The 23,743-nt window shown below is 63.4% G+C and carries 19 protein-coding genes and 1 pseudogene; 10 read left to right on the top strand and 10 right to left on the bottom strand.

The genetic code is table 11. From position 1 onward, the window contains the following. Positions 1-64 precede the first annotated feature (64 nt). Complete coding sequence (locus SCA01S_RS14460) at positions 65-988, top strand: alpha/beta hydrolase (protein ID WP_245652633.1); 924 nt, start codon at positions 65-67, stop codon at positions 986-988. A 55-nt stretch (positions 989-1,043) separates the two neighbouring features. On the opposite strand, the gene SCA01S_RS14455 is transcribed toward SCA01S_RS14460, so the two are convergent. From SCA01S_RS14455 to SCA01S_RS14440, 4 genes are all read right to left on the bottom strand, one after another. Then, positions 1,044-1,586, bottom strand: coding sequence for a nuclear transport factor 2 family protein (locus tag SCA01S_RS14455; protein WP_084391020.1), 543 nt, complete (start codon positions 1,584-1,586; stop codon positions 1,044-1,046). A gap of 77 nt (positions 1,587-1,663) precedes the next feature. Continuing rightward, on the bottom strand, positions 1,664-4,186 hold the full coding sequence (locus SCA01S_RS14450) for a TonB-dependent receptor (protein WP_084391019.1): 2,523 nt from the start codon (positions 4,184-4,186) through the stop codon (positions 1,664-1,666). Positions 4,187-4,282: 96 nt separating this feature from the next. Further along, positions 4,283-5,809 (bottom strand): lignostilbene-alpha,beta-dioxygenase NOV2, encoded by a 1,527-nt coding sequence (nov2, locus tag SCA01S_RS14445; RefSeq protein ID WP_245652631.1) that lies wholly within the window; start codon positions 5,807-5,809, stop codon positions 4,283-4,285. A 202-nt stretch (positions 5,810-6,011) separates the two neighbouring features. Next, the gene (locus SCA01S_RS14440) at positions 6,012-6,614 is read right to left on the bottom strand and encodes a DUF3237 family protein (protein WP_084391018.1); all 603 of its coding nucleotides are present in this window, start codon (positions 6,612-6,614) and stop codon (positions 6,012-6,014) included. 413 nt (positions 6,615-7,027) lie between these two features. Here SCA01S_RS14440 and SCA01S_RS14435 point away from each other — a divergent pair, with 413 nt between their 5' ends. Continuing rightward, positions 7,028-7,807 carry a FadR/GntR family transcriptional regulator gene (locus tag SCA01S_RS14435; RefSeq protein ID WP_245652629.1) on the top strand — a complete coding sequence of 260 codons (780 nt, stop codon included), beginning with the start codon at positions 7,028-7,030 and terminating at the stop codon, positions 7,805-7,807. A gap of 192 nt (positions 7,808-7,999) precedes the next feature. Here SCA01S_RS14435 and SCA01S_RS14430 read toward each other — a convergent pair whose 3' ends face one another. Beyond that, positions 8,000-8,284, bottom strand: coding sequence for a hypothetical protein (locus SCA01S_RS14430; protein WP_062786745.1), 285 nt, complete (start codon positions 8,282-8,284; stop codon positions 8,000-8,002). Positions 8,285-8,381: 97 nt separating this feature from the next. Between SCA01S_RS14430 and SCA01S_RS22300 the strand changes: the two are divergent. The 4 genes and pseudogenes from SCA01S_RS22300 to SCA01S_RS14405 all read left to right on the top strand — a co-directional run. Continuing rightward, a pseudogene (locus SCA01S_RS22300) lies at positions 8,382-9,157 on the top strand (IS5 family transposase); the annotation flags it as partial. A 551-nt stretch (positions 9,158-9,708) separates the two neighbouring features. After that, entirely contained in the window at positions 9,709-10,065 is a 357-nt protein-coding gene (locus tag SCA01S_RS14415; protein WP_051146323.1) for a transposase, read from the top strand. A gap of 345 nt (positions 10,066-10,410) precedes the next feature. Next, positions 10,411-12,798, top strand: a complete 2,388-nt coding sequence (locus SCA01S_RS14410; RefSeq protein WP_211183200.1) for a membrane-bound PQQ-dependent dehydrogenase, glucose/quinate/shikimate family — start codon at positions 10,411-10,413, stop codon at positions 12,796-12,798. Between the two features lie 55 nt (positions 12,799-12,853). Then, a complete protein-coding gene (locus tag SCA01S_RS14405; RefSeq protein ID WP_028658232.1) occupies positions 12,854-13,303 on the top strand; it encodes a DUF3429 domain-containing protein in 450 nt (149 codons plus the stop codon). Between the two features lie 24 nt (positions 13,304-13,327). On the opposite strand, the gene SCA01S_RS14400 is transcribed toward SCA01S_RS14405, so the two are convergent. Next, positions 13,328-14,593 (bottom strand): MFS transporter, encoded by a 1,266-nt coding sequence (locus SCA01S_RS14400; protein ID WP_022677685.1) that lies wholly within the window; start codon positions 14,591-14,593, stop codon positions 13,328-13,330. A gap of 188 nt (positions 14,594-14,781) precedes the next feature. Between SCA01S_RS14400 and SCA01S_RS14395 the strand changes: the two genes are divergently transcribed. Further along, positions 14,782-16,959, top strand: coding sequence for a TonB-dependent receptor (locus tag SCA01S_RS14395; protein ID WP_022677686.1), 2,178 nt, complete (start codon positions 14,782-14,784; stop codon positions 16,957-16,959). Positions 16,960-17,079: 120 nt separating this feature from the next. On the opposite strand, the gene SCA01S_RS14390 is transcribed toward SCA01S_RS14395, so the two are convergent. Continuing rightward, the gene (locus tag SCA01S_RS14390; protein WP_062786744.1) at positions 17,080-17,811 is read right to left on the bottom strand and encodes an SDR family NAD(P)-dependent oxidoreductase; all 732 of its coding nucleotides are present in this window, start codon (positions 17,809-17,811) and stop codon (positions 17,080-17,082) included. Continuing rightward, positions 17,808-18,458 carry an isochorismatase family protein gene (locus SCA01S_RS14385; protein ID WP_062786741.1) on the bottom strand — a complete coding sequence of 217 codons (651 nt, stop codon included), beginning with the start codon at positions 18,456-18,458 and terminating at the stop codon, positions 17,808-17,810. The genes SCA01S_RS14390 and SCA01S_RS14385 overlap by 4 nt, the downstream gene beginning before the upstream one ends. Positions 18,459-18,673: 215 nt before the next feature. On the opposite strand from SCA01S_RS14385, the gene SCA01S_RS14380 reads away from it, so the two are divergent. Further along, the gene (locus SCA01S_RS14380; RefSeq protein ID WP_062786738.1) at positions 18,674-19,597 is read left to right on the top strand and encodes a polysaccharide deacetylase family protein; all 924 of its coding nucleotides are present in this window, start codon (positions 18,674-18,676) and stop codon (positions 19,595-19,597) included. Positions 19,598-19,667: 70 nt separating this feature from the next. Here SCA01S_RS14380 and SCA01S_RS14375 read toward each other — a convergent pair whose 3' ends face one another. Together SCA01S_RS14375 and SCA01S_RS14370 are read right to left on the bottom strand one after the other, a co-directional pair. After that, on the bottom strand, positions 19,668-20,459 hold the full coding sequence (locus SCA01S_RS14375) for an IclR family transcriptional regulator domain-containing protein (protein ID WP_062786735.1): 792 nt from the start codon (positions 20,457-20,459) through the stop codon (positions 19,668-19,670). Between the two features lie 140 nt (positions 20,460-20,599). Further along, on the bottom strand, positions 20,600-21,613 hold the full coding sequence (locus SCA01S_RS14370; protein ID WP_245652627.1) for an isocitrate lyase/PEP mutase family protein: 1,014 nt from the start codon (positions 21,611-21,613) through the stop codon (positions 20,600-20,602). A 170-nt stretch (positions 21,614-21,783) separates the two neighbouring features. On the opposite strand from SCA01S_RS14370, the gene SCA01S_RS14365 reads away from it, so the two are divergent. Then, on the top strand, positions 21,784-22,968 hold the full coding sequence (locus SCA01S_RS14365; protein WP_327196005.1) for an FAD-dependent oxidoreductase: 1,185 nt from the start codon (positions 21,784-21,786) through the stop codon (positions 22,966-22,968). 30 nt (positions 22,969-22,998) lie between these two features. After that, positions 22,999-23,742, top strand: coding sequence for a maleate cis-trans isomerase family protein (locus tag SCA01S_RS14360; protein ID WP_062786726.1), 744 nt, complete (start codon positions 22,999-23,001; stop codon positions 23,740-23,742). The last annotated feature ends 1 nt before the right edge of the window (position 23,743 follow it).

The raw sequence follows: 23,743 nt of genomic DNA, 5'->3' as shown, positions 1-23,743 counted from the left end.
GATGACCGAAACAAAGCGAACCCGGTGTTGGTCCCGTGCACTGATTGCGGGCGCCGTGGCTGCCATGCCGCTCTCCAGCAGTGCCCAGACGCCACCAGCGCCAGCCGGCGGTCCCTCGCCGATCGAACTGGCGCGCTATGCGGGCTATTTCGCGTTGCCAGACCTGCCGGGTACTGGCCCGATGGCCGCGATCGTAGAAAACCGCGCCACGCTCCCCAACCACCTTGTCTATCGCCCGGCTTCGCTCCCGAAGGATGGGGGCAAGCTGGGCGTCCTGCTGTGGGGCAACAGCGGATGCTCGGCCGATGCGGCCAGCGCGCGGCTCCACCTGCTTGAAATTGCCTCGCATGGTTATGTCGCCATTGCGCCCGGCACCGCGTTGACCGGGCCAGACGCACCTGCTGCGCTGCGCGGGATCATGCCTGATCACGCGTTGCGCCCGGTGGCGACGATGCCGGCGGATATCCTCAAGGGCCTCGATTGGATTCTTGCCGAAAACGCCCGGCCGGGAAGTGATTTCTATGGAAGGATCGATCCGCGCCGCGTTGCAGTTTCCGGGCACAGTTGTGGCGGCGTACAAGCGCTGGATGCCGCGTCCGATCCGCGCGTCCATGCCGTCATCATCCACAACAGCGGCATTTTTCCGGATGGGACGCCGTTCATTCCCGGGCTGACGACACCCAAGCAAGCGCTGGAGCGCCTGCATACCCCGGTCCTCTATATCATGGGCGGCCCGGGCGACATTGCCTACGATAACGGGATGGACGATTTCCGCCGGATCAGCCGTGTGCCGGTGGCTATGGTCAATATCCAGCTCGGCCATCGCGGCAGCATGGACGAGCCATATGGCGGGCGCGTTGCGCAGGTGGCACTCGACTGGCTGGATTGGCAACTCGATGGCAATGCAGCGGCTGGGCGAACGTTCACGGGCCCGATGTGCCGCCTCTGCGTCGATCCGGCGTGGACTGTGCAGCGCAAGGGCTTTTAAGCGCCAAGTGGGCGGCATCGGGCGGTTTGGCTCCGCCTGATGCCGCATACGCTGCTCAGGGCAGCTTCTGCTTGTTGGGATCGATCTTGCGATCGCTGCGGAGCATCGGGTCCCAGTGTTCGGCGATCCGGCCATGCGCAATGCGGAACAGATCGAACCAAGTGGTGACATAGCGCTGCCCGGCCGCGTCGGTTTCTGGCCGTGCGAATGCGATCATCACATAATCGCCCTCTGCTATGATATGTATCATCGGGATTTCGAGATGATCGAGCACCGGCCGTACTGGCCGGGTCGCCTTGACATAGGCGATGAGCCCGGCAAGCCCCTGCGCGGCATTCGGATTATGCTGGATGTAGTCCGTGGCGATGAATTCATGCGCACGGTCGGTGTCTCCGGCCTGCAGCACGATCCGATACATATCAAACACCAGGCGTTTGTTCGCCGCCAGCTTGCGATCGGCACTGGCGAGCAGAGCCCGCTGATCCTTGGCCGCGAGGACCACCACAGGTGCGGCGGGCGGGGTGGCCGTAACGCCAGGCGGCACTGCGGCAGGCGCGCTGGCGGCCGCAGCCAGGAAGAGCAGGGAAGACAGGGCCATCGGAGTATCCAAACAGGAAGATGCAGGAAAGGAGATCGGGAGCTTCTACCAGATGGAGAAGCTCCCGATCCGATCGATCAGAACGAGCGCTTGACCGTGATGCGCCATTGGCGCGGTGCGGCCGGGAAGCCGGTCACCAGGCCATTGACGGCACGCGCATCGAGCAGCGCATAATAGTACAGCTTGTTGGTAAGGTTCATCAGGTTACCGATCACCATCCACTTGCCGTCGGGCGCTTCCCACGCGAGCGAGGCGTTGAGCAGGGTGTAGCCCGGCACCTTGTTGAAGGTGGTGTTGGGGATCGAGGTATAGAAACTCGACTGGTACGTCATGTCGAGGCGCGGCGTGATCGCTCCGGCAGATTCCGTGTCGATCCGATATTGGGCGCTTGCGCTAGCCTTCCATTTCGATGCCAGCGGGAACTGCGAATTGAGCGTCGTCCCCGCGCTGATGGCCGCAGCCTGCAGCGACTTGAACCCGATGTCGAGATAGCCGAGCGTTCCTTGCAGCGTGAGCTTGTCGATCGGGCGGGCGGTCACTTCGAGTTCGCCACCCTGGGTCCGGGCCTTGCCGGCGTTGAGCAGGGCGCTGCATGGCTGGGCATAGCTGGCCAACGGAACGTCGGGATAGGCCGGATTGGCCGGGCAAGAACTGACCGGCAGCTGCAGGTTGGTATAGTTGCCGTAGAACAGGCTGGCGTTGACGCGCAGGCGGCGATCGAACAGGTCGCTCTTGAAGCCAATTTCATACGAGGTCAGCCGTTCGGGATCGAACGGGATAACCTGATAGAGGTTGTACGGCCGGGGATTGACCCCGCCACCTTTGAAGCCGGTTGCGACCGAAGCATAAGTCATGAACGTCGGCGTCCACTGATACTGCGCGGCCACGCGATAATCGACGTTGTCTCCCTTGAACGTGCCCGACAGGCCGTTCACCGGGCAGACTGCCACGTTGACCACGGTTCCGCCTGCCTGCGGGCACGGGAAATAGGGCGGGCCATCGGGATGGAAGCCAGCGACCGACCCCGGCACGCCAAGGCGCCCGAAGTTGAAAGTCTTTTCCTGCTTGGAATAGCGCAGGCCACCGATCAGCTGCAGTTTGTCGGTCGCTTTCCAGTCGATGTTGCCGAACGCAGCGTAAGTGGTGGCGGGCACGCGATCACGCCCCAGGAAATCGAAGGGTGGGATATCGATGCGCGAATCCAGCTTGGTCTTCTCGTTCATGTAGAACCCGCCCAGCGTCAGGTTGACGCGGTTGTCGAACAAGCCGGCATTGAGACGGAGTTCCTGGGTAAATTCGCGATAGGTCAAGGCATTGGTCAACAATGCGCCGCCGATCGGGGTGGTGTCGCTGTCATCGACATAGTCCATGCGCTGACGGCGATAGGCCGTGATCGACTTGAGCGAGACATGATCGCCGATCTTGTAGTCGATGGTGAGCGAACCACCGCCGCCATGCGTGGCCGAACGTGGCTGGACGCAATAGGCCGCGGTCTTGTCGCTGGGCGACGGATCGCAATACGTCGCGTAGCTTACATAGGCGCTCTTGCTGTACGGATCGGTGGCATAGGCACCATAGGGCGAATAGCTGATGAACTGTGATGCGCCGCTGGCGGTGCCAAGGCTTACGCCGTTGATGCTCGTTTTGGGCGTTTGCCCCGGGTTCTTCGCATAGAGCAGCGTTTGCGGCGTGCCTTCCGAATTGTCGTTGATGTAGTCGCCGGCCAGATTGACCTCGAGCGTGTCGGTGGGAACCCAGCGCAGCTGCACGCGGCCTGCCGTTACCGACTTGCCGCCCAGCGTGCCCAGCTTGCAATCGCCCGAAGATCCGAACGAGGGGACCGCCGTGCCGGGATGGGTGCAGGCAAAGTCATAGCGCGTGACATAGCCATCCTTGCTGTCGGAAACCCCGGTGATGCGCATGAACAGACGATCGCGGACCAGCGGGATATCCGCCGCAGCATTGACCCGGACATTGTTGAACCGGCCATAGGACAGCGCAACATAGCCGCTGCCATCACCGGTCGGCTTCTTGGAATAGAGTTTGACCGAACCACCGATGGAGTTCTGCCCCGCCAGCGTCCCCTGAGGCCCGCGCAACACCTCGACGCGGTCAAGGTCGACAAGATCGAAGTTCGCCCCGGCGATCGAACCGTAATAGACGTCGTCGATATAGGTGCCCACGCCGGGCGACACCGCCGGGTTGGAATCGACCTGGCCTACGCCGCGGATAAACGATTGTACCGACGGGCCAGCACCCGCTTGCGCCGGCTGCAAGACAACGTTGGGCGCCTGCGCCGCAATGTCGCTCACGTTCGTCAGGCCCTGTGCCGACATCGTCTCGGCCGAAAGGGCCGTGATCGCCAGCGGCGTGCGCTGGACGCTTTGCGCGCGGAACTGCGCGGTAACGACGATTTCGCCGATCGCCCCTTCGGTGGTGGCGGTGTTTTGCGCAGCGCCTTGCGGTTCTTCAGCCGGGCTCTGCGCGGTTTGGGCCCAAGTGCTGCCCGGGAAAGCAAGCACAGTGGCAAATGTGGTAAGCGCCGCAGACTTCAGCAGCCAGGTCTTGCGCAACGTCGAAGCGTTAATTCTATCGGTCATGATAACTCCCCTCCTAATAATGGCGGGTTCTGGCCGCCTTGTTTGCCGTTAAACGTGCAATCGATTGAATCTTTGGGCACAAAAACGCGATGGTCGTTATCGCGTCATTTGACTGGCTTGGCTTTGGACAGTGGCAGGAACCCAGCACCCATGAACTTGCGCCCGCAACGGAAGCGGGACATGCACCCTGGCGATCGGGCCGCGGCTGGGCCGATCGGCATCGAGCACCCACAGTTCGGATTGAAAACCCGCGTCGCCATTGGCCTTGTCGACAATGCACAACAGCCATTCACTGCCGTTGGGCTCTGTCGCCGGAACGTGAACGGGCTCGCTGACCGCATGGCCCGGCGGCAGCGCCAGCATGTCGATCTCGCCATGCGGCAGCGTGATGCGGATCAGGCAATTGAAGGCAGCGCCCACTGGCCCACCCGGCAGCGGCGGCCCCCCCTGCGGGTTCATCGAGAGATACCAGCCGGTCTGGTAGTCGCGCCCACAATCCGCATCGCGAATCCGCGGCATGTCTCCGGGCGGCCCGAGCGGCGTCACCGTGAAATGTTCGCCCTCGCCAGCCAGGTCGAACGTCCAGCGTTCAAATCCCCCGCGAATGGCGCGTTGATCGATATGGATACCACCCGCCTCGCGCATAAAGCCAAACGCATTGGTTTCCGAAACGAACAGATCCAGGTGCACCACATCGCCCTCGTCGAAGGCATTCATGATGTGAAAGGCCGAAGCGCCCTTGGCACCCTTGAACCACCGCATTCCCGCCACGTCGCCGTCTCGGCCCATGATCCCCACGCAGCATTCCAGGTTCTGGTCGTGCGCCCATTTCGGCCCCCCTGCCCGCAAGCGGTCGAGATCGGTCGTAGTGGGGAAGAACGGGAAGATCGCGCGGCTGCGCGTGATGGCAAAATCATGGATCATGCCGTGATAAGGCTGCTTGAACCACTGCTCGCGCATCAGATGCCCGCGCGGGTCAAGCACCGCATAGGAAACGTCGCGCGAGCAGGCGCCATCGGCTTCATAACCGAACAGGAACAATTCGCCGGTCTCGGGATCGACGCGAGAGTGCGCCGTTACGGTTTGCGAACGCAACGCCCCGTCGAAATCGCATGCCCCCTTGGTGGCCAGCGTGTCCGGATCGATCTCATAGGGGAGACCATCCTCCTTGGTCATGAACAGGCGCCCGGCGTGCCACAGCGGCGTCGTATTCGCGACGGTACGATCGGTTTCGGCCACCGAGGGGTGATCGGTGAACGGATTGCGATAGCCGCCGAACAAGGCCCGGCCAGCGTGTTGCTCAGCGAGATAGCGCGCGGTCTGGACGTAGCGGATGTCGAAATCCACCGCACCTTTCCTGAAGCGAAAGCGGGAAATCATGCCATCGCCCGACAGGATGTTGTCGTCGGCAAACATCGGTGGATGGGCCGGGTCTGGCACGGCCCGGAAAAACGATCCTTCCAAACCGGACGGTAGCGTCCCTTCCACAGTAAGGCCGGGCACCGAGGCCTCGATGCCAACCGGGGTGTTAAGGCCGCGAAAATGGACAGTATCGGGATAGGCGTCGTGATCGCTGGCCACCCAAGGCTTTTCGCTGACCGGCAGGGTGCGTTCGTCGTGCACGTGTCTCTCCTAGATCGGGCTTGCGGCCCGCCATCCGTTGCTTGAAAATATCGAGAATGGCGGCCCTGCCCGGTCTTTCTGAGATTTGGATATCGGCAAATCGCCGAACATCTATAAAAAACCGGACAATTGAATTTACAGCAACCCAATGGGCGTCAGGCTTCCGAACGGCTCACCGAGCGGGCGCCGACGCGATGCCCTGTCACACCAGTGCCCAATAGGTGAAGATGGAGTGCGATTTGTCGCGATCCGCCTTGCCCACGAAGATAGTCTGGCTGAGCCATTCATGGGGCCCCTCGGGCGCTTCGAAGCGAGGCGTCAGCCCCATGTAATACTCCGACGGATCGACGTGTTCGTACCGCTGCATGCGATCCAGCACAGCCTTGTCGGCGTGGCGGATTCCGGTGTTGTGAAGCGCAACGATAGTGCCGTCATCTGCCTGGAGCAGGTAGCGCGCATCAAAACGCACGCTGTTGTCGGGCCGGATGGTCGGCCAATCGCCACCGCTGTGCGGAATGACTTTTCCGGAAAAACGCGGCCCCGTCACCGTGCCCCCAAGAACGCCGACGTAGCCACGATCAAAGCCCCAGTACGTCGGCCCATAGCGCAGCCGCTCGCCCAGTTCGATCCGGATCTGAAAGGCAAATTCAAAACTTGGCGGCCGCGCATCAGGCGGGATCAAGAAGCCGTTTGCGCTCGTCTGGGTTTTGACAACTTCGGTGGCGGCGTTAGCCAGGGTTGGCAGCATTCCCGCGACGCCCACTGTGCCTGCAATCATGCTCCGGCGCGATACTTCAGCGGTCATCAGATGTCTCTCCCGGCCTGGGCTGGCGATTTCCAGCTCCAATTGTGACGCATTCGTGCGCCTGCTGCAGCGGACTAACCATATAATGTCTGCTTTTTCAAGCCGATTCGATTTAGCTTTTCCCGGATATCAGCCAATCGAGCGATAAAATGACATCGATTGCAAGGAACATGGGTGCACGCCATCGCCTGATATCTGCCAAGGCTAAACGTGCAATTCCTTCTGATTCAGTGCATTATAAATCATCGAATTGCCCGCTCAACGGCTTGCCATCGGGGCACTTTTGGTGACTATGCATTGCACGGTTGAGGGCAGCATGAATTGTCAGGGTAATGACCGTCCGTGATGAGGTTCCGCTAACCCGCGCCTGCTGATATTGCGATGCTGTCGGGCTCCATGATCTGCCCCGCAAATTGGAAGAACAAGATATGACTGCTGCAGCCCATCCTGCGAGTCCTTCGGCGAAAGGTGGCGGCCGAAAGAAAAAATCAAGCCTTCACAAAAGCATAGCCCATGATTTGGGAGTCGCGATCGTCACCGGCCGGCACCAGCCCGGCGATATCCTCAGCACTGAAATCGAATCGAGCGAGCAGTTGAGCGTCTCGCGCAGCGCTTATCGCGAGGCGATCCGTATTCTCACCGCCAAGGGTTTGGTGGAATCCCGCCAACGCACGGGAACGATCGTCTTGCCGATCACGCGTTGGGCCATGCTCGATCCCGACGTGATGGCCTGGATGTTTGAAGGCGGCGCCTCCGAATCGGTGCTGGATGGGCTGTTCGAAATGCGCCTGATCATCGAGCCGGCGATGGCGCGCCTGGCCGCGATGCGCCGCACGCTCGACCATATCGCCGATATGCGCAAATCGCTCCAGACGATGGAACGCCATACGCTCGCCACCGACGAAGGCCAGGCGGCAAACCGTCGGTTCTACAGCATCATCGTGCAGGCGACTGGTAATCCGCCGCTGGTCAACCTCGGCAACAGCCTTGGTACTTTTGTGCTTTGGTACACCGAATTCCAGGGCAACAGCGGCTCGAAGCCACGGGATACGATTGCCGAGCATTGGGAACTGTTCGATGCCGTTGCAGCAGGCATGGTCGACCAGGCCGGCATCGCGATGGAAAAGCTCATCCGCGCCAACCAGGCAGACTTTCCAGAGCGGCAGAATATCGCAATGCAATGCTCAAGGTAGCCAATCGGTAACAATCAAGGTTGTCCCTAGACGTTCAAAGGTAGATCTGGCTCACATTCCTTTCTAATTTGACATTTCCGCGCGTTGTCTACCCCACTCCACTGGGGTTCAGCAGTGAGTGCACAGCAATGGCCTCAAAAGCATGGGACATTAGGCGGCGTAGACAAATTGGCGCTTGAAGCGGACTATCGGTTATGACGGTTGCGCTGAACGGACGATGTTGACCAGAGCAAGGTCATCCATGACCGTTGCGCTCCAGCACCAAACACCTGTTAGTCCAGTCAGGGGCACAATATGGCTGTACAACTCATCGCAGGCGGCTTGTGCGATGTGATCCGATGCCCCCTCGATCGGCTGTTCTTTGCGCAGCAGGGTGGCCCATTCGACCAGTGCTTTTTCGTGATCGATGGCAAGGACTTGGGAGACGTATGTCCCGCCCTCGTATTCGCAGATGAATGTGAAGAGGTCCGATGCCATATGGCAGGCATATATGGTTCGGATCGCTATCGCCACCGGATCTATAGCTGACGCTGCCACCAAGCCTTGATTCAAGGCTGCTTTTTTGGAGGCAGGCTTGAGCAGGGGCGATCTTACAGAAGCGGAATGGCGTGTTCTGAAGGGCTTATTGCCCATCGAGCCTGCAAACCGTGGCCGAGGCATGCCGCCCGAGCAGAACCGCTCCATCATCAATGGCATCCTGTGGCGCCTCCGCTGCGGCGCTCCGTGGCGCGATGTCCCGCCCAAATATGGCAGTTGGAACACCATCTATAGCCGGTTCCGGCGGTGGAGCGAGGCCGGGGTCTGGGAGGCCGTCGCCGTGACGCTGGCCGAGATCATGGCGGACAGCGGCCACTACAGCATCGACAGCACCACCGTTCGCGCCCATGTTTCGGCAGCGGGCGGAAAGGGGGGACTCATCGACGCGCTCTTGGCCGCTCGCGGGGCGGGTTCACCAGTAAACTTCACTGTCTGGCTGATGCCCATGGACGGCCAGTCGCCTTCCACCTGACGGGCGGCGAGGCGGCGGATTGCAAGGCCTATGATGATTTGATCGACCTGCCTGAGCAGGCACCCGATGCCTTCCTTGCGGACAAAGGCTATGACGCCGATGCCATCCGCGCCGATCTCGCCGAGCGAAAGATCAAGGCAGTCATCCCCGGCCGGTCAAACCGCCGCGTGAAGATCGAATATGATCGGGCGCTCTACAAGCAGCGCAATCGCATCGAGTGTATGTTCGGCCATCTCAAGATCAACCGCGCCATCGCCACCAGATACGACCAACTGGCAAACAGCTTCCTCGGCATGGTCCATCTCGCCACAACCAGATACTGGCTCAAATTTGTCCACAGCGCCCGGCTGGAGGCAAAAACCGCCAGTTCAAGGAGGCGAGGACGCGCAATATCGGGAATATTGTGCGACGAGCCGACGCGGAAATGACGATTTTAGGTCCAGCCCCGAAGGGGTTGTGGAATTTGTTCACGCCGCCGAACTGGCGGCTACCAGGTTTGCTCGTGGAACGGCGGATTGTGGTCAACGGGATTGTCGACATGTCACGCCAGCTGGCGGCCACCCTCGCGATTTGCTCGGACGGTGCGATGCCCTCAACGTCGATTCACAGCCGATCCGAGCGCCGATCAGCGGGAATGGCGTCAGACTGCAGTTGTCGTTTTGACGGTTCCGTTGCACGCACGTGCTTTGCCCCCGGTACACATTCAGCGAGCCGCTGACTCCGTAGGTTGGCCGGCGATATGGCCCCAGGGCGACGGGGACGGGCGGACAGCTTTCTTTAGCCCATCGCCTGCAGCTTGCGTCTCAATGTAAAGCGCGTCACCGATAGGCCGAACTAATCCCAGACTACCGATCGCAATGCCGATTCGGCCCAGGCCGCCCTAATCAACGCAGTGATTGAGAAGGCCGTGCCCGCGCTGATCGCCACACGCGATGCGCTTGATCGCTTCCACGCGATGATGCGCTCGAAGGAGAAGGCACGGCTCGATCCGTGGATCGCCATGGCGGCGAAGACCAAGCTCGCTGCGTTCGCCGCTAGCGTCGAGGCCGACAAGGATGCGATGGCCGCCGCGATCTCGACGCCGCGGTCCAGCCGTCAGGTCGAGGGCAAGGTCAACCGCTTAAAGGTCATCACGCGCCAGATGGTACTGGGCGCGCCAAAATCGACCTGCTCAAAGCCAGGGTTATGGCGCCAACATGAGCCGAATTGCACGGAATGTGAGTCAAACCCAAATTTGCACGCCGTTTGACACGATGTCGGCGTGAGAAGCGTAAGTGCAACCGTTGATGAATCGTATAAAAGTAGCTCGCCCCATCATATTCGATGATGCAGCGGCCCCACGTTCCGGCGCCACTATCCTACAACTGTATCTTCACGGTCCGGACTCCGTAATAGTTACGCCGCGCCCTCGGCGGGGTGATTCGATGGCACCAAGAACTCAAACCTCCCCAAGAAAATTTTGAGGGTATCGCTTAGGGTACCATGCAGAAGATCGCTGCCAAAAAAAGTGGCGGAATTGAGGGATAAATGGGTGCAAATACGAGTTCTCTCCTGGCGCCCCATAACCACCGGCGAAGACAGGGAAACAGCAGCAATGGCCAAGACTTCCAAGCTCCTGGCGATCATGGCGATCGTCCTGGCCCTGTGCGGCTTGGTGCTATTGGGCGGGGGATTGTGGCTCGCGATCGAAGGCGGCAGCTGGTTCTATGCCCCGGCGGGGCTGGCCCTTATCGCCTGCGCCGTGCTGCTGTGGCGGCGCCAGGTGGCGGCGCTGCACCTCTATGCCGCGCTGGTGGTGGCCACGCTGGCTTGGGCACTGGTGGAAATCGGGCTGGACTGGTGGGCGCTGGTGCCGCGTGGCGACGTGATCTTTATCCTCGGCGCCCTGCTGTTGCTGCCCTGGATCACGCGGCGGCTGGTGCCCGCCCGGCCGGGCTGGTGGCGCAATGCCGGGCCGCTGGCGCTCGCCCTGATCCTGGCCGGCGCGATCGGCCTTGCCGCCATGCTGCGCAGCCCGCACGAATGGGAAGGCGCCTTGCCCGGCGCGCGTGGCGCCGCGCCGGCGTTGGCCGCCGGCACCGACGCCGGGGACTGGCTGGCCTATGGCCATACCTGGGCCGGCACCAAGTGGTCGCCGCTCGCGCAGTTGACCCCGGCCAATGTCAGCGGACTCAAGCAGGTCTGGCGGATGGACACCGGCGACAGCCGCCGCCCGGGGGACCCGGAAGAAATCACTTATGAACTCACCCCGATCAAGGTCGGCGATACGCTCTATGCCTGCACCCCGCACAATATCGTGCTGGCGCTCGACGCCGAAACCGGGGCAGTGCGCTGGCGCTATGATCCGCACATGCAGGTGCCCAGCCATGTTCAGCACCTGACCTGCCGGGGCGTATCGTATCACGATGCCAACTGGCCCGGCGCCACGCGCAGCGCCGATGGATCGTGCCCGCAGCGGATCATCATGGCCACGGCCGATGCCCGCCTGATCGCGCTCGACGCGCATACCGGGCGGCTGTGCCCCGGCTTTGGCAAGGGTGGCGCCGTCAACCTTGCCGTCACCGGCCCCGGCCTCAAGCCGGGCTGGTTCCAGTTCACCTCGGCCCCGCTGGTAACGCGCGGCCTCGTCGTGGTGGGCGGGGCGATCTATGACAACGCGTCGATCCATATGCCCTCGGGCGCGATCCAGGCTTTTGACATCGCCACCGGCAAGCCGGTGTGGGCGTTCGATCCCGGCCGGCCGGAAGACACCGCTCCCCTCGGGCCGAACCATCCCCCCGTGCCCTCCACCCCCAACAGCTGGAGCACGGCGGCGGCCGATGAAGACCTTGGCCTCATCTACCTGCCGATGGGCATGGGCGCGATCGACCAGTGGGGCGGCAACCGCCCGCCCAATACCGAGCGCTTTGCCACCTCGATTCTGGCGCTCGACATCAAGACCGGCAAGGCGCGCTGGGTGTTCCAGACCGTGCACCACGATCTGTGGGACATGGACGTACCGGCCCAGCCCGCGCTGGTTGACCTGACCATTCCCGGCAAGGGCCGCGTGCCCGCGCTGGTGCAATCGACCAAGACCGGCAACATCTTCGTGCTCGATCGCCGCACCGGCTTGCCCGTCCAGCCGGTACACGAAATGCGCGTGCCCGGCGGCGCAGCGCCAGGCGATTTCACCTCGCCCACCCAGCCGATTTCGGCAATCTCGCTGATGCCGCCGCGCATTCGCGAGGCAGACATGTGGGGCGCCACGCTGTTTGACCAGATGGCCTGCCGCATCGCCTTTCGCCGCTATCGCCACGAAGGGCCGTTCACCCCGCCCTCGACCCGCGGCACATTGGTATTTCCCGGCAATTTCGGGGTGATGGACTGGGGCGGCCTCGCCATCGATCCGGTGCGCCAGGTGGCTTTTGCCCATCCCAACTACATGGCCTTTGTCGATCGCCTGATCCCGCAGCGGCCGGGCGCAGGCAATGGCAAGGACGGGCCGGCGGGTGCATCCGATCGCGGCGGTTCGGCCGAACATGGCTTCAATCCCAACGCCGGCGCGCCGTTCGCCGTGTCGATGGGGCCATTCCTCTCGCGCCTTGGCCTGCCGTGCCAATCGCCGCCGTGGGGCTATGTCGCCGGGATCGATCTTGTCACCGGCAAGGTGGCGTGGCGCCATGCCAACGGCACGATCCGTGATGAAACGCCGCTGCCCATTCCGCTCAAGCTGGGCGTGCCCTCGCTCGGCGGGCCGATGATGACCGGCGGCGGGCTCTCGTTCATGGCCGCCTCGCTCGACTATTACCTGCGCGCCTATGACACCACCACCGGCCGCGTGCTGTGGCGCGCACGGCTGCCCGCTGGGGCCCAGGCCACGCCGATGACCTATCGCTCTCCGGCCAGCGGGCGGCAGTTCGTGGTGGTGGTGGCCGGCGGCCACGGTTCGCTGGGCACACGGCTGGGCGATTCCATCATTGCCTATGCCCTGCCCAAATCCTGATCTCGCCTGAAAGGGCAGCTTGCCGGGCGGGGCGGTAATGGTGCTTTGCTCGGCCATGTCGATCACTGCCCTGCCCCGCCCGCTCGTTGTCCTTGGCCTTGCCGGCATTGCGCCGCAGGCGTTCTGCCTGCTGATGGTGCTCCATGGTGGCGAGGATCGCTGGACCGCGCTGGCCGCCGCCTGCTGCTATGCCGCGCTGATCCTGTCGTTTCTGGGAGGATTGTGGTGGATGGCCGGCATGCTGGCCGGGGTGAAGGAAGCCTGGTTCCACGTCTTGGCCGTGGTGCCCAGCCTGATCGGCTGGGCCATGCTGCTGCCCTGGTGCGTCGGCGCCCCTTGGCCACGGCCGGAACTGATGACGCTTGGCCTGCTGATCCTGGCCAGCCCGCTGGCAGACCGCGCGCTGGCGCGGCACGTGCAGTGGCCGGCAGGATGGCAGAGGCTGCGGTTGATGATGGCAACCGGGCTGGGGCTGCTGACAATGGCGATCGGGCTGTTGGCCTGACCGCATCCCGGATCGCGGCGCTGTTCAGGCCGGCTCTTCGTCCACGCGGTCTGTGGGATAGGCGCCCAGCGTTCCCAGCAGCACCGCAGCGGCAACAAAGCAGGCGATGCCGCCGAAAATTGCGCCGTCATAACTTTTCGTCAGGTCGAACGACCAGCCCGCCAGCGGCGCGCCCAGGGCTGCGCCCAGCGAAAAGCAGGACATGAGCAGGCCATAGATCGCGCCATAGGCCCGCATCCCGAAATAGCGGCTCGTCAGGTAGGCAACCAGATCGGTCTCGGCACCGGCGGCAAACCCCAGCAGCAGGATCGCCAAGGCCGTCATCGGCAGCGAAGGCCCTGCCAGGAACAGCAGCGCCAAGGCAGCGGCGGGCATCAGCAGGACGCAGCGCGCCACCAGGGTGCCCGGCAGCAGATCGAGCAGCAGGCCAATCACCACGCGCCCGACGATGACCGAAATCCCAAGCGATCCTGCCATCTTGGCGGCAAGGCCAGGGGTAAGACCGTGGTCAGCCAGGAACGGCACGAGATGAACGGTCGCGCCCGACTGGGCCACGATCAGAAGGAACACGCCGATGGCAATCTGCCAGAACTGGCGCGAGCGCAGTGCCTGCTGGCGCGTCAGGCCAGAACGGGGGTGCGGCACGGCGTCGCTGCGCCCTGACGGGCCTTCGCGCAGGCCGGCCGCGACCACTGGCATGACCACCAGCACGACCACGCCCGCCATCGCCAGATAGCCGCCGCGCGGCCCCCAGGTGGCGATGATCGCGGCCAGCAGCGGCGGCGCCGTCAGCGCGACAAGCCCAGTGCCCAGCAGCGTGAGGCCCAATGCCAGCCCGCGCCCGCGATCGAACAGTAGTGCGATCGGGCGCGTCCACGTGATCGGCGTTGTGCCAACCCCCAGAAATGCCAACGCGATCCAGGCCGCATAGAAAGCCGGCAGCGAGCCGAGCGCAGCGGCCAGCAAGGCAAAGCCGACGGCAAGGCCTGCCAGCGACACGAGCGCGATGCGGCGCACGCCGAGCCGGTCGATCGCCGTTCCCAGAAACGGCGAGAGCAGGATTGCGCCCAGGCTGAGGCAGGTCATGCCCAGCCCGATCTGGCCGCGCGACCAGCCGTAGGCGGCGGAGAGCGGCGCAATGAACAGGCCGAAACTGTAGAACGGCAGCCCGGTGGTACCCACGCCCACGCCAAGCGCGGCAGCCAGCACGCTGCTCCACCCGCGGCGAAATTCCGACAGAGCCGATGGCGTTGCCGTCACCTGCGGTTTTGCTGCAACGCGCTGATCCATGTACCGCCTGCTCCTGTGCCGTTTGCCAGCTGATCCTAGGAAAATGTTGCCGCAACGCAACATCACCTACGCGCGGCTGATCGCCAGTCGGAGAGTCTTGCGCAAGCATCGGGCCTTCGCGCCGCTGATAGGGCCTATTCATCGGTGAAACGCTGCCAAGGCGTCACAACGAGAAAGACGAGGACAACATGAGGACTGCACTCTCCTTCAAGGGCCTCCTGCTGACAGGGGCCGGGCTTGCCATCCTGACGGCGAGCCCTTCGGCCTATGCCCAGAACGCCAGCGCCGCGCAGGACGAAGCCGCGAGCGACGGCCTGCAGGTGATCACCGTGACCGCGCAGCGCCGCAGCGAGAACCTGCAGGCCACCCCGGTCGCCGTCACCGCCTTTACCGGCGATTCCCTCAAGACCATGCAGGTCAGCTCGGTCCTCGACATGGCCCAGCATGTGCCCAACGTCTCGTTCACGTCGGCCTTGGCCAGTTCATCGAGCGTGGCGGCCTTCATCCGTGGCGCGGGCCAGGCCAACGCCGGCTTCGCCTTCACGGATTCGGCGGTCGGCTTCTATGTCGACGATGTCTATCACGCGCGCCTTTCCGGCACGAACCTGCTGTTCAACGACATCGACCGGATCGAGGTTCTGCGCGGACCGCAGGGCACGCTCTATGGCCGCAACAACCTGACCGGCGCGGTCAAGGTCGTGCGCAAGCAGGCCGACGGCACCACGTTCGGCTCGGCCGAGGGCAGCTATGGCAGCCGCGACTACAACGACCAGAAGGCTACCTTCTCCACCGCGATCGCCCCCGACAAGCTGGCCGTGATTGTCTCGGGCTTCCACCAGTACAAGGGCGACTACTATGATGCGCCCGCGATCGGCGGGAAGCGCGGCAAGGACGAACAATATGGCGCGCGTGTTGGCCTGGCCTGGATCGGCGACGGTCCGTTCAGCGCGAAGGCCAATGTATCCTACACCCATGAAAAGGGCGACGGCGCCGCGCAGATCAACTTCACCGAAGGGCTCAAGGAAACCGGCGGCGCCTTTGGCACCTATATCAGCCCGATCCCGTCTTCCAGTTTCAACGAGCAGATCAATGCCGACCTGACGCTGGGCTATGACTTTGACAATGGCCTCAAACTCAAGGCGATCACCGGCTACATCCGCGGCGACGATCGCTTCCGCTTCGACGTCTATGGCGGGCAGGTCGATGCCACCACCGGCGCCTACACCGCGGGCTTTGACCGCCGCAGCGACATGATCAACCACCAGTTCAGCCAGGAACTGCAGCTCTCGGGCGATGTCGGCGGGAACGTCCAGTTCATTCTCGGTGGCTATTACTTCCACGAGACCATCCGCCAGGTCTTCAACGACACCGTGCTGGGCTACCAGGTCCTGCCCGACACGATTCACCAGGTCACCAACAGCTATGCCGGCTTTGGCCAGGCGACCTGGCGCTTTGCCCCGCGGTTCTCGCTGACCTTGGGCGGCCGCTACACCCGCGAAACCAAGGACATCGACGCCACGCTGTCCAACGGCCTGTTCCTCCCCAGCCAGACGCTGACCGCCGTTGGCGGGCACCTGTCGTTCACGAACTTCAGCCCTAAGGGCGAGATCGATTTCCAGGCGACCCGGGACATCTTCATTTACGCCAGCATCTCGCGCGGCTTCCAGAGCGGCGGCTTCAACGCCTCGGTCGTTGCCAACCCGACGCTGTTCAACACGCCCTATGGCGCCGAGACGGTGACCGCTTATGAGGCGGGGATGAAGAGCGAATTCTTCGACCATCACCTGCGTGTCAACGCGGACTGGTTCGTCAATCGCTTTGGCGAAATTCAGACCAACACCTACATCGGCACTTCGGTGGTAACGCAGAACGCAGGCACGGCGCTGGTCCATGGCCCCGAACTGGAAGTGACGGCCGAGCCGGTCCACGGCCTCACGCTGTTCGGCAACGGATCGCTGACGCTGGACAAGTACCTCAAGCTCAACGCCAATACCGCCGCCGCGCGCGCCAACGCCGATGCCCTGCCGCGTGTGTCGAAGTGGCAATACAACATCGGCTTCAACGCGCGCCACAGCCTGGGCGGCGAGGGTATGGGGACGCTGCACGCGTCGAGCAGCCTGGCCTATCGCAGTTCCTACAACGTGGACCCGGGCCTTGTCGCGATTTCGCAGATGCCGGCACAGACGCTGCTCAATGCCGCAGTCGGCTGGACCTCGGACAACGGCAAGCTGGACGTGACGCTGTCGGCCGACAACCTCACCAACAATCGCTTCTACGTCACCGGCTCCAACTATGGCATCAACCGCAAGTCGCGCCTGCAAAACGAGCCGCGCCTGGTCAAGATCGCGGTGTCCTACAAGCTCTAGTCCGCCCTGCATCGACCATGCCCTTCCGTCCGTACCCACGCGGGCGGAAGGGTTTTGGCGCCGGGTGACGGGGGGATTGCCGCTGGTCTTGCCTCAGGGCGTGACGCTGGGCGTCTGGTCTCAGATACCCTGGCCGCCATCGAGCGGGATCACTGCCCCGTTGACCATCGCTGCAGCGGGTGAACACAGGTACGCGGCCAGCGCCGCCACCTCTTCACGGGTAACCAGCCGCCCGGCCGGTACGCGCGCTTCCAGGCGGGCCATCAGGGCCGCCGCGCCTTCCGCGCCCAGGGCATTGCCACGCAACATCGGGGTGTCGACCGGGCCGGGGGCAATAGCGTTGATCCGCTGGCCCTTGGCGCCCGCCTCGGCAGCGAGCCCGCGGACCAGGGTCTCGACGCCTGCCTTCGCCACTGAATAGGCCAGCGAAAGTGGCGTCGGTCGGCTGGCCAGGGTGGAGCTGAACAGCACGACCGAGCCGTGACGCGACAGCAGCGGAAACAGGAACCGGCAGGCCAGGTAGGCGCTGTGCAGATTGGCGGCGAGATGGTCGTGCCACAGATCGGGCGACAGTTCGGCAAAGGGCAGGTTCGGACGATACCACCCAGCGGCGTGAACCACCGCATCGATCTGCCCGTGGCGCGCCGCAAGCGTTGCGGCCAGCCCCTCCCACGCGCGGGGATCACGCACGTCGCAAACGTGGGCGCGCATGTCTTCTGCCCCGCCCGGGCGGATCTGGTCGGCGCGCTCGACGGTATAGCCATCGGCGCTGAAGCGCTCGACGATCGCGCTACCCAGCCCCCCGGCCGCGCCGGTCACCAGGGCCACGCGCGCGGCGCTAGGCGCGGTCATACCGCTGCGGCCCCGGAGACGAGCGAGCGCAGGAACTGCGCGGCTTCGTCCTCGCTGACCACGTCGGCGTACTTGGCGTTCATGTCGAACAGGTTGGCCTCGTGCGGGTCGGGATGCCGATCGCCGCAGGCCTCGGCCACCACGGCGGTGCGAAAGCCGTGCGACATGGCATCGACGCAGCTAGCCCGCACGCAGCCCGATGTCGTCAGGCCGGTGAGGATCACGGAATCGATGCCTGCCGCCGTCAATGTTGAGGCAAGCGAGGTGGCGAAGAACGCGCTGGGATACTGTTTCGAGACCACCAGTTCGTCGGCGAAGGGGGTAAGCCCGGGGCCGAACGCGGCAGTGGGGCTGCCCTTGAGGAAATTGCGCAAGGGCACTGCCTTTTCAAAGAAGCGCCCGCCGTCCAAGCCACCGGCCTGATAGACCACGTTGGTCAAAACCACCGGAACGCCCGCCGCGCGGGCGAGCGCACGCAGGCGCAGCGCGGATTCCAGCGCGGCTTTCACGGGCGCGTACAGCAGGTTGCCCGGCTCGAAATAGGCCTGGCAGAAATCGACCAGGATCAGCGCCGGACGGTGGCCAAATCCCACGCGATTGTCATAGGCTTTCCGATAGTTGGCCATCAGATCATCATTGTCGCGCATCGGCGTGCCCTTCTTTCGTGCATGCAGGCCATTGCAAAGCCTTGGCGATTCACCTTCAAGCTAGCATCCGGCCGGGGTGCGCCCGGTTTTCCGCCCGGCCTATCCGACTGGTGGTCATCGCGGGCGATCGGATCGACACCACGGCCACAAAGGTAGGTATTCGTCCCGTTGCCCCCCATTGGGGTTCGGTCCCGGTTTCAGCAGAGAGTTGCACTATGGAATACGATTACGTCCCGCTGCCGCAGCGCAAGCCCCTGATCTGGCCGAACGGGGCCCGCGTCGCGCTGATCCTGACTTTCAACCTGGAAACCTGGGACCTTACCAAGGATACCGACAAGCCCTACTACGCCGGTGGTCCGTCGATCCTGCCCGACACCCTGCCCGGCAACACGCCCGACTTTCCCAACTATACCTGGCGCGAATATGGCCAGCGCGTGGGCATCTGGCGGCTGATCGAGCTGTTCGACGAAATGGGCGTCAAGGCCAGCTGCACCACCAATGCCGTCACGTTCGAACGCCGCAAGGCGATGACCGATGCGGTACTCGAACGCGGGTGGGAGCTGCTGACGCACAACTGGGAACAGGGCGAGTTGCTCACCAGCTTTGCGCAAGCACCCGAGAAAGAGCGCGAGATCGTGCTGCGCAGCCTGGCGCAGTTCGAAAACTATGTCGGGCGCAAGTCGAAGGGCTGGCTCTCCTCGTCGCTGCGCGGCACGATGCAGACTGCCGATATCCTCGCCGAATATGGCTGCACCTTTTACTGCGACATCATGAACGACGATCAGCCGTTCCTGCTGCGCACCCCGCACGGCCCGATCGTTTCGGTACCCTATTCCAACGAGATCAACGACTTTACGTTCATCACCCGCAAGAACTACACCACCGACCAGTTCCGCGATGCACTGATCGAGGAACTGGACGTGCTCCATGCCGAGGGTGCCAAAACCGGGCGGATCATGAACGTGGGCCTGCACCCCCACGTATCGGGCCGTGCGCACCGCGTGCGCGCGCTGCGCGAGTTCATCGCGCACGCCAAGTCATTGCCCGGCGTGTGGTGGGCCACCCGCGAGGAAATCGCCGCATGGTATCTCGCCAATCATGAAAGCCACATTCCTGGCCAGCTGACGCGCGACGCCTGAGGCCGGGCGAGCGACAGAAAGGGGGCGGCATCCACGATGCCGCCCCTTTTTTCATCAGGCTCACGCCTGGTCAGGCGTGACCCATGACCTCGTTGCTGAGCGCGTGGCTGATCGCGTCGGCGCTGGCCTTCATGTCGGCCAGATAGAGGTTGATCCCCTCGGACAGCTTCATCGCCGCCACGAAGAATGCCAGCGTCATCGCCCCTTCGAAGCGGCCGTTGCGGAAGATCGGCACGGCGATCGACGACGTCTTGCCCGGTGTCAGGTTATGATAGTTGCGCCCCTGCACGGCATAGCCATCTGCCCGGATGCGTTCGACATCGAGGCCGACTTCCGCCGTTGCCAGGTAATTGAGGTCGATGTCCTGCGACACACGCATGAAGCGCAGGATCATCTCGCGCTCCTCGTCCGGCGCAAAGGCCATCGAGACCTTGCCAGACGCGCTGTCGAGGATCGGCAGGGTAAAGCCGGGATAATAGTGCTCGAACGTGAGCGACGAGTTGGAATGCGTGGAATCGCGCAGCATCATCTCGCGCCCCACCCGCACGGCGATCGACACGGGCCAACCGAACCGGCGCGTCAACTCGACAATGTGCGGCCGCGCGGCACGAACCAGCGCATCGTCCTGCTGGTATCCGGTGGCCAGCGTCTGCACCAGCATCGTCGCACGGTAGCGCTTGCGCGCCGGCTCCTGCTCGATCAGCCCTTCATACAGCAGCGTCTGCACGATCCGGCAGGCGGTGGCGTATGGCACCTCCGAAGCCTTGGCGATCTCCATCATGTTGAGCGAACCTGCCCGGTTGATCGCGCGCAGCGCCGCGATCGAGCGGGTGATGGACCGAATCGGAACGCCTTTTTCCATGTGACCAATTTCCCCACGTCTTTGACCCGGATCAAAGAGTGACGAGAAAATGACGTTTCACCGATTTTATCAAGGTTTTATCCGACAGGCGGATAAATCAGCCTCGCACCACGCCCAGATCGTGCCATCCTGCGCGCCGCCTAGACGGATGGCCGCGCACATCGGCGTTCGAATTCGCGCACCTCGTCCATCCCGATCAATGCGGAAAATTCCCTGAAATCAAACAGTCCCTCAGGGTCTCCGGCGCCGGTGTCCTTGAGCGCGCGCAGCACGGTCTCCATCGCCTGCGCCGCAGCCAGACTGGTCAGCGAGGGGTAGATCGCAAAGGCGAAGCCGAGCTTTGCCAGCAGCGTCGGCTCCAGCATCGGGCTGGCCCCGCCGTTTGCCATGTTGACCATGCAGGGCAGCGGCAGTTCGGCGCAGACCCGTGCCATTTCCTCTTCCTCGACCAGCGCTTCGGGAAAGAGCACGTCGGCCCCGGCCTCGGCATAGGCGCGCAGCCGCCGCAGCACCCCTTGCTCGCCTTCGGACTGGCGGGCGTCGGTGCGGGCAATCACCACGAAATCGCGGCTGTGCCGTGCCGCACAGGCAACCTTGATGCGCTCGACCATATCCTCCACCGGCACGATCCGCTTGTCGGGCATATGCCCGCATTTCTTGGGAAACTCCTGATCCTCAAGCTGGATCGCAGTGACCCCGGCAGCCTCGTAGCCGCGCACCGTGTGATGCACGTTGATAAGGCCGCCATAGCCGGTATCACCATCGGCAATGACAGCCGCGGTGCTGGTGCGCACAAGGGTCTCCATCCGGTCGCGCATCTGCGTATAGGTCGCGATGCCGGCGTCGGGCAGGCCAAAGGCCGAGGCAGTCAGCCAATAGCCGGTACCGTAGACAAACTCGAAACCGACCTTTCGCGCGATCACGGCAGCGATCATGTCCTGCACGCCGGGCACCATGAAGAAGCGGCCCTCGGCCAGGCGCGCACGCAAAAGAGGGTCCGCCATCGAAATTGCCTGCCTTTTCCATCGACCCCGAACTGCAGGGCCCGTTGCCAAGGCGTTCGCATGCGCGGCTGCGCGCGCCGCCGCTTGCCCCAAAAATCGCCGACAGTCGGTGAGCCTGCCGCTCGTGCAAGGCCTCTCCAGCGCCGCCAAGTGACTGGAAAAACGCGCGTGCTGATCGCCTAACCGGCAGGTGGATAGAGTGCCCGCGTCCCGCTCCTGGCACCGTGGTCGCGTTCATAACCGCCGGGTGTTCACCGGCTCCTGCGATGGGTCGGTGCTGATCGGAGAATGCGGAAATGACAGGGCATAATCGCTGCCAGGTGGCCATCGCCGGTGCCGGACCCGTCGGCACGGTCATGGCGACTCTGCTGGCGCAGGAAGGTATCTCGGTAATCGTACTCGAGACGGGCGCCGACTGCGCGCAAGACTTGCGCGCATCCACCTTTCATCCCCCGACGCTCGAGATGCTCGACCGCATCGGCATGACCCGAATGCTGCTCGATCGTGGCTTGAAAGCACCGGTGTTTCATTGGCGCGACCGCGCCAGCGGCGAGGTGATCGCGTTCGACCTCTCCGAGATCGCCGACGTCACGCGCTATCCCTTCCGTATCCAGTGCGAACAGTATCATCTCTCGCGCGCACTGGCGGAAGGTCTCGCCCAATTGCCGCACGCCGACATCCGCTTCAACAGCCGCCTTTTGACATTCCGCCAGGACGAGGCCGGGGTCGACCTGTGGGTAGAAACCATGACCGGCGTCGAGACGATCCGCGCCGATTACCTGATCGGCGCCGACGGGGCGAATTCGATCGTGCGCAAGTGGCTGGGCATCGAATTCGATGGCTTTACCTATCCCGAGCGCTTCCTGACATTGTCTACCGAGGTGGAGCTGGCAGACTACCTGCCCAACCTCGCCTACGTGAACTACGTCAGCGACCCCGCCGAGTGGCTGGTGCTGCTGCGCGTGCCCTCGCTGTGGCGGGTGCTGGTGCCGGTCAACGGCGATGTGGACGAGACGACGCTGCGCTCAGACGCCAACAAGAACGCCATTTTTGACCGCATCACCGGCGACGGCGCGAGTGTGGAAACCCGACACCGCACACTGTACCGGGTGCACCAGCGCGTCGCCAAGTCGTTCCGCGAAGGCCGCGTGATGCTGATCGGCGACAGCGCCCACCTCAACAACCCGCTCGGCGGCTTCGGCATGAATTCGGGCATCCATGACGCGTTCAACCTGTTCGACAAGCTGGCGCCGGCAATCACCGGCAACACGAGTGCCGAGGCAGGCCTGGCGCTGTTCGACCGCCAGCGTCGCACGGTGACGCACACGTTCACCCAGACGCAGACCCGCCAGAACATGGAATTCATCCGCGGCAACCAGGACAATGCGCATGAAGCCCGTCGCCGCGCCATGCTCGATATCCTGGCCGATGACGACAAGCGCCGCGCCTACATGCTGCGCCAGGCCATGTTCGAAAGCCTCGACCTCGCCGCGCAGATCGCGTGACGGCGTGGTGACTACAGGAGACCTGCAAAAATGACCGACGTACTGGGCTGGCGCGCGCTGTTCGGCGTGGTCGCGCCCTCGACCAACACCGTCGTCCAACCCGATATGGAGCGAATGCGCCCCGACGGCGTGACCAACCACGTCTCGCGCATCTGGGTGGAAGACCCCTACGCCCTCACCAACGAGGACTTCATCGCCGGCACCACGGCGATTGCGCAAAACACCCTCGATGCGGTGCGATCGGTAATGACCTGCAAGCCCGACTACCTCGTGCTCGGCATGTCGGCCGTTACCTTCTACGGCGGCGTCGAAGGCGCACGGGCATGGAAGGCCCAGGTTCAGGAGGTGGCGGGCGTAGGCGCGTCTACCGGCGCGGAATCGGTTGCCGCTGCGCTCCATGCCTATGGCGCAAAATCGGTGAGCTTCGTCTCGCCCTATTATCCTGTCGCCAACGCCGAAGTCCGCCGCTTCCTGGAAGAAAGCGGCTTTGCGGTGAAGCGTGATGTCCCGCTGCAATGCCGCCGCTGGACCGATATCGCCAAAGTCACGCCCGATCGGCTCGACGCTGTCATCGACCATCTCGATGGCGACGATGTCGACGCCATCGTCCAGGTCGGCACCAACCTGTCGATGGTCGACATCGCCGCGCGGCACGAGGCCCGCCTCGGCAAGCCGGTGATCGCGATCAACACCGCCACCTACTGGCACGCGCTCCGCAGCTTTGGGATCAAGGACCGCATTTCCGGTCTGGGACGGCTGCTGGCGGAATTTTAGG

It is taken from the genome of Novosphingobium capsulatum NBRC 12533 (assembly GCF_001598375.1).
Taxonomy (GTDB): domain Bacteria; phylum Pseudomonadota; class Alphaproteobacteria; order Sphingomonadales; family Sphingomonadaceae; genus Novosphingobium; species Novosphingobium capsulatum.
This window is presented reverse-complemented; position numbering and strand designations above follow the sequence as displayed.

Bases quoted from the DNA above. Each gene is read 5' to 3' on its own strand.
- SCA01S_RS14460 (WP_245652633.1), top strand. From the start codon at position 65: ATGCCGCTCTCCAGCAGTGCCCAGACGCCACCAGCGCCAGCCGGCGGT.
- SCA01S_RS14455 (WP_084391020.1), bottom strand. From the start codon at position 1,586: ATGGCCCTGTCTTCCCTGCTCTTCCTGGCTGCGGCCGCCAGCGCGCCT.
- SCA01S_RS14450 (WP_084391019.1), bottom strand. From the start codon at position 4,186: ATGACCGATAGAATTAACGCTTCGACGTTGCGCAAGACCTGGCTGCTG.
- SCA01S_RS14440 (WP_084391018.1), bottom strand. From the start codon at position 6,614: ATGACCGCTGAAGTATCGCGCCGGAGCATGATTGCAGGCACAGTGGGC.
- SCA01S_RS14430 (WP_062786745.1), bottom strand. From the start codon at position 8,284: ATGGCATCGGACCTCTTCACATTCATCTGCGAATACGAGGGCGGGACA.
- SCA01S_RS14410 (WP_211183200.1), top strand. From the start codon at position 10,411: ATGGCCAAGACTTCCAAGCTCCTGGCGATCATGGCGATCGTCCTGGCC.
- SCA01S_RS14405 (WP_028658232.1), top strand. From the start codon at position 12,854: ATGTCGATCACTGCCCTGCCCCGCCCGCTCGTTGTCCTTGGCCTTGCC.
- SCA01S_RS14400 (WP_022677685.1), bottom strand. From the start codon at position 14,593: ATGGATCAGCGCGTTGCAGCAAAACCGCAGGTGACGGCAACGCCATCG.
- SCA01S_RS14395 (WP_022677686.1), top strand. From the start codon at position 14,782: ATGAGGACTGCACTCTCCTTCAAGGGCCTCCTGCTGACAGGGGCCGGG.
- SCA01S_RS14390 (WP_062786744.1), bottom strand. From the start codon at position 17,811: ATGACCGCGCCTAGCGCCGCGCGCGTGGCCCTGGTGACCGGCGCGGCC.
- SCA01S_RS14385 (WP_062786741.1), bottom strand. From the start codon at position 18,458: ATGCGCGACAATGATGATCTGATGGCCAACTATCGGAAAGCCTATGAC.
- SCA01S_RS14380 (WP_062786738.1), top strand. From the start codon at position 18,674: ATGGAATACGATTACGTCCCGCTGCCGCAGCGCAAGCCCCTGATCTGG.
- SCA01S_RS14375 (WP_062786735.1), bottom strand. From the start codon at position 20,459: ATGGAAAAAGGCGTTCCGATTCGGTCCATCACCCGCTCGATCGCGGCG.
- SCA01S_RS14360 (WP_062786726.1), top strand. From the start codon at position 22,999: ATGACCGACGTACTGGGCTGGCGCGCGCTGTTCGGCGTGGTCGCGCCC.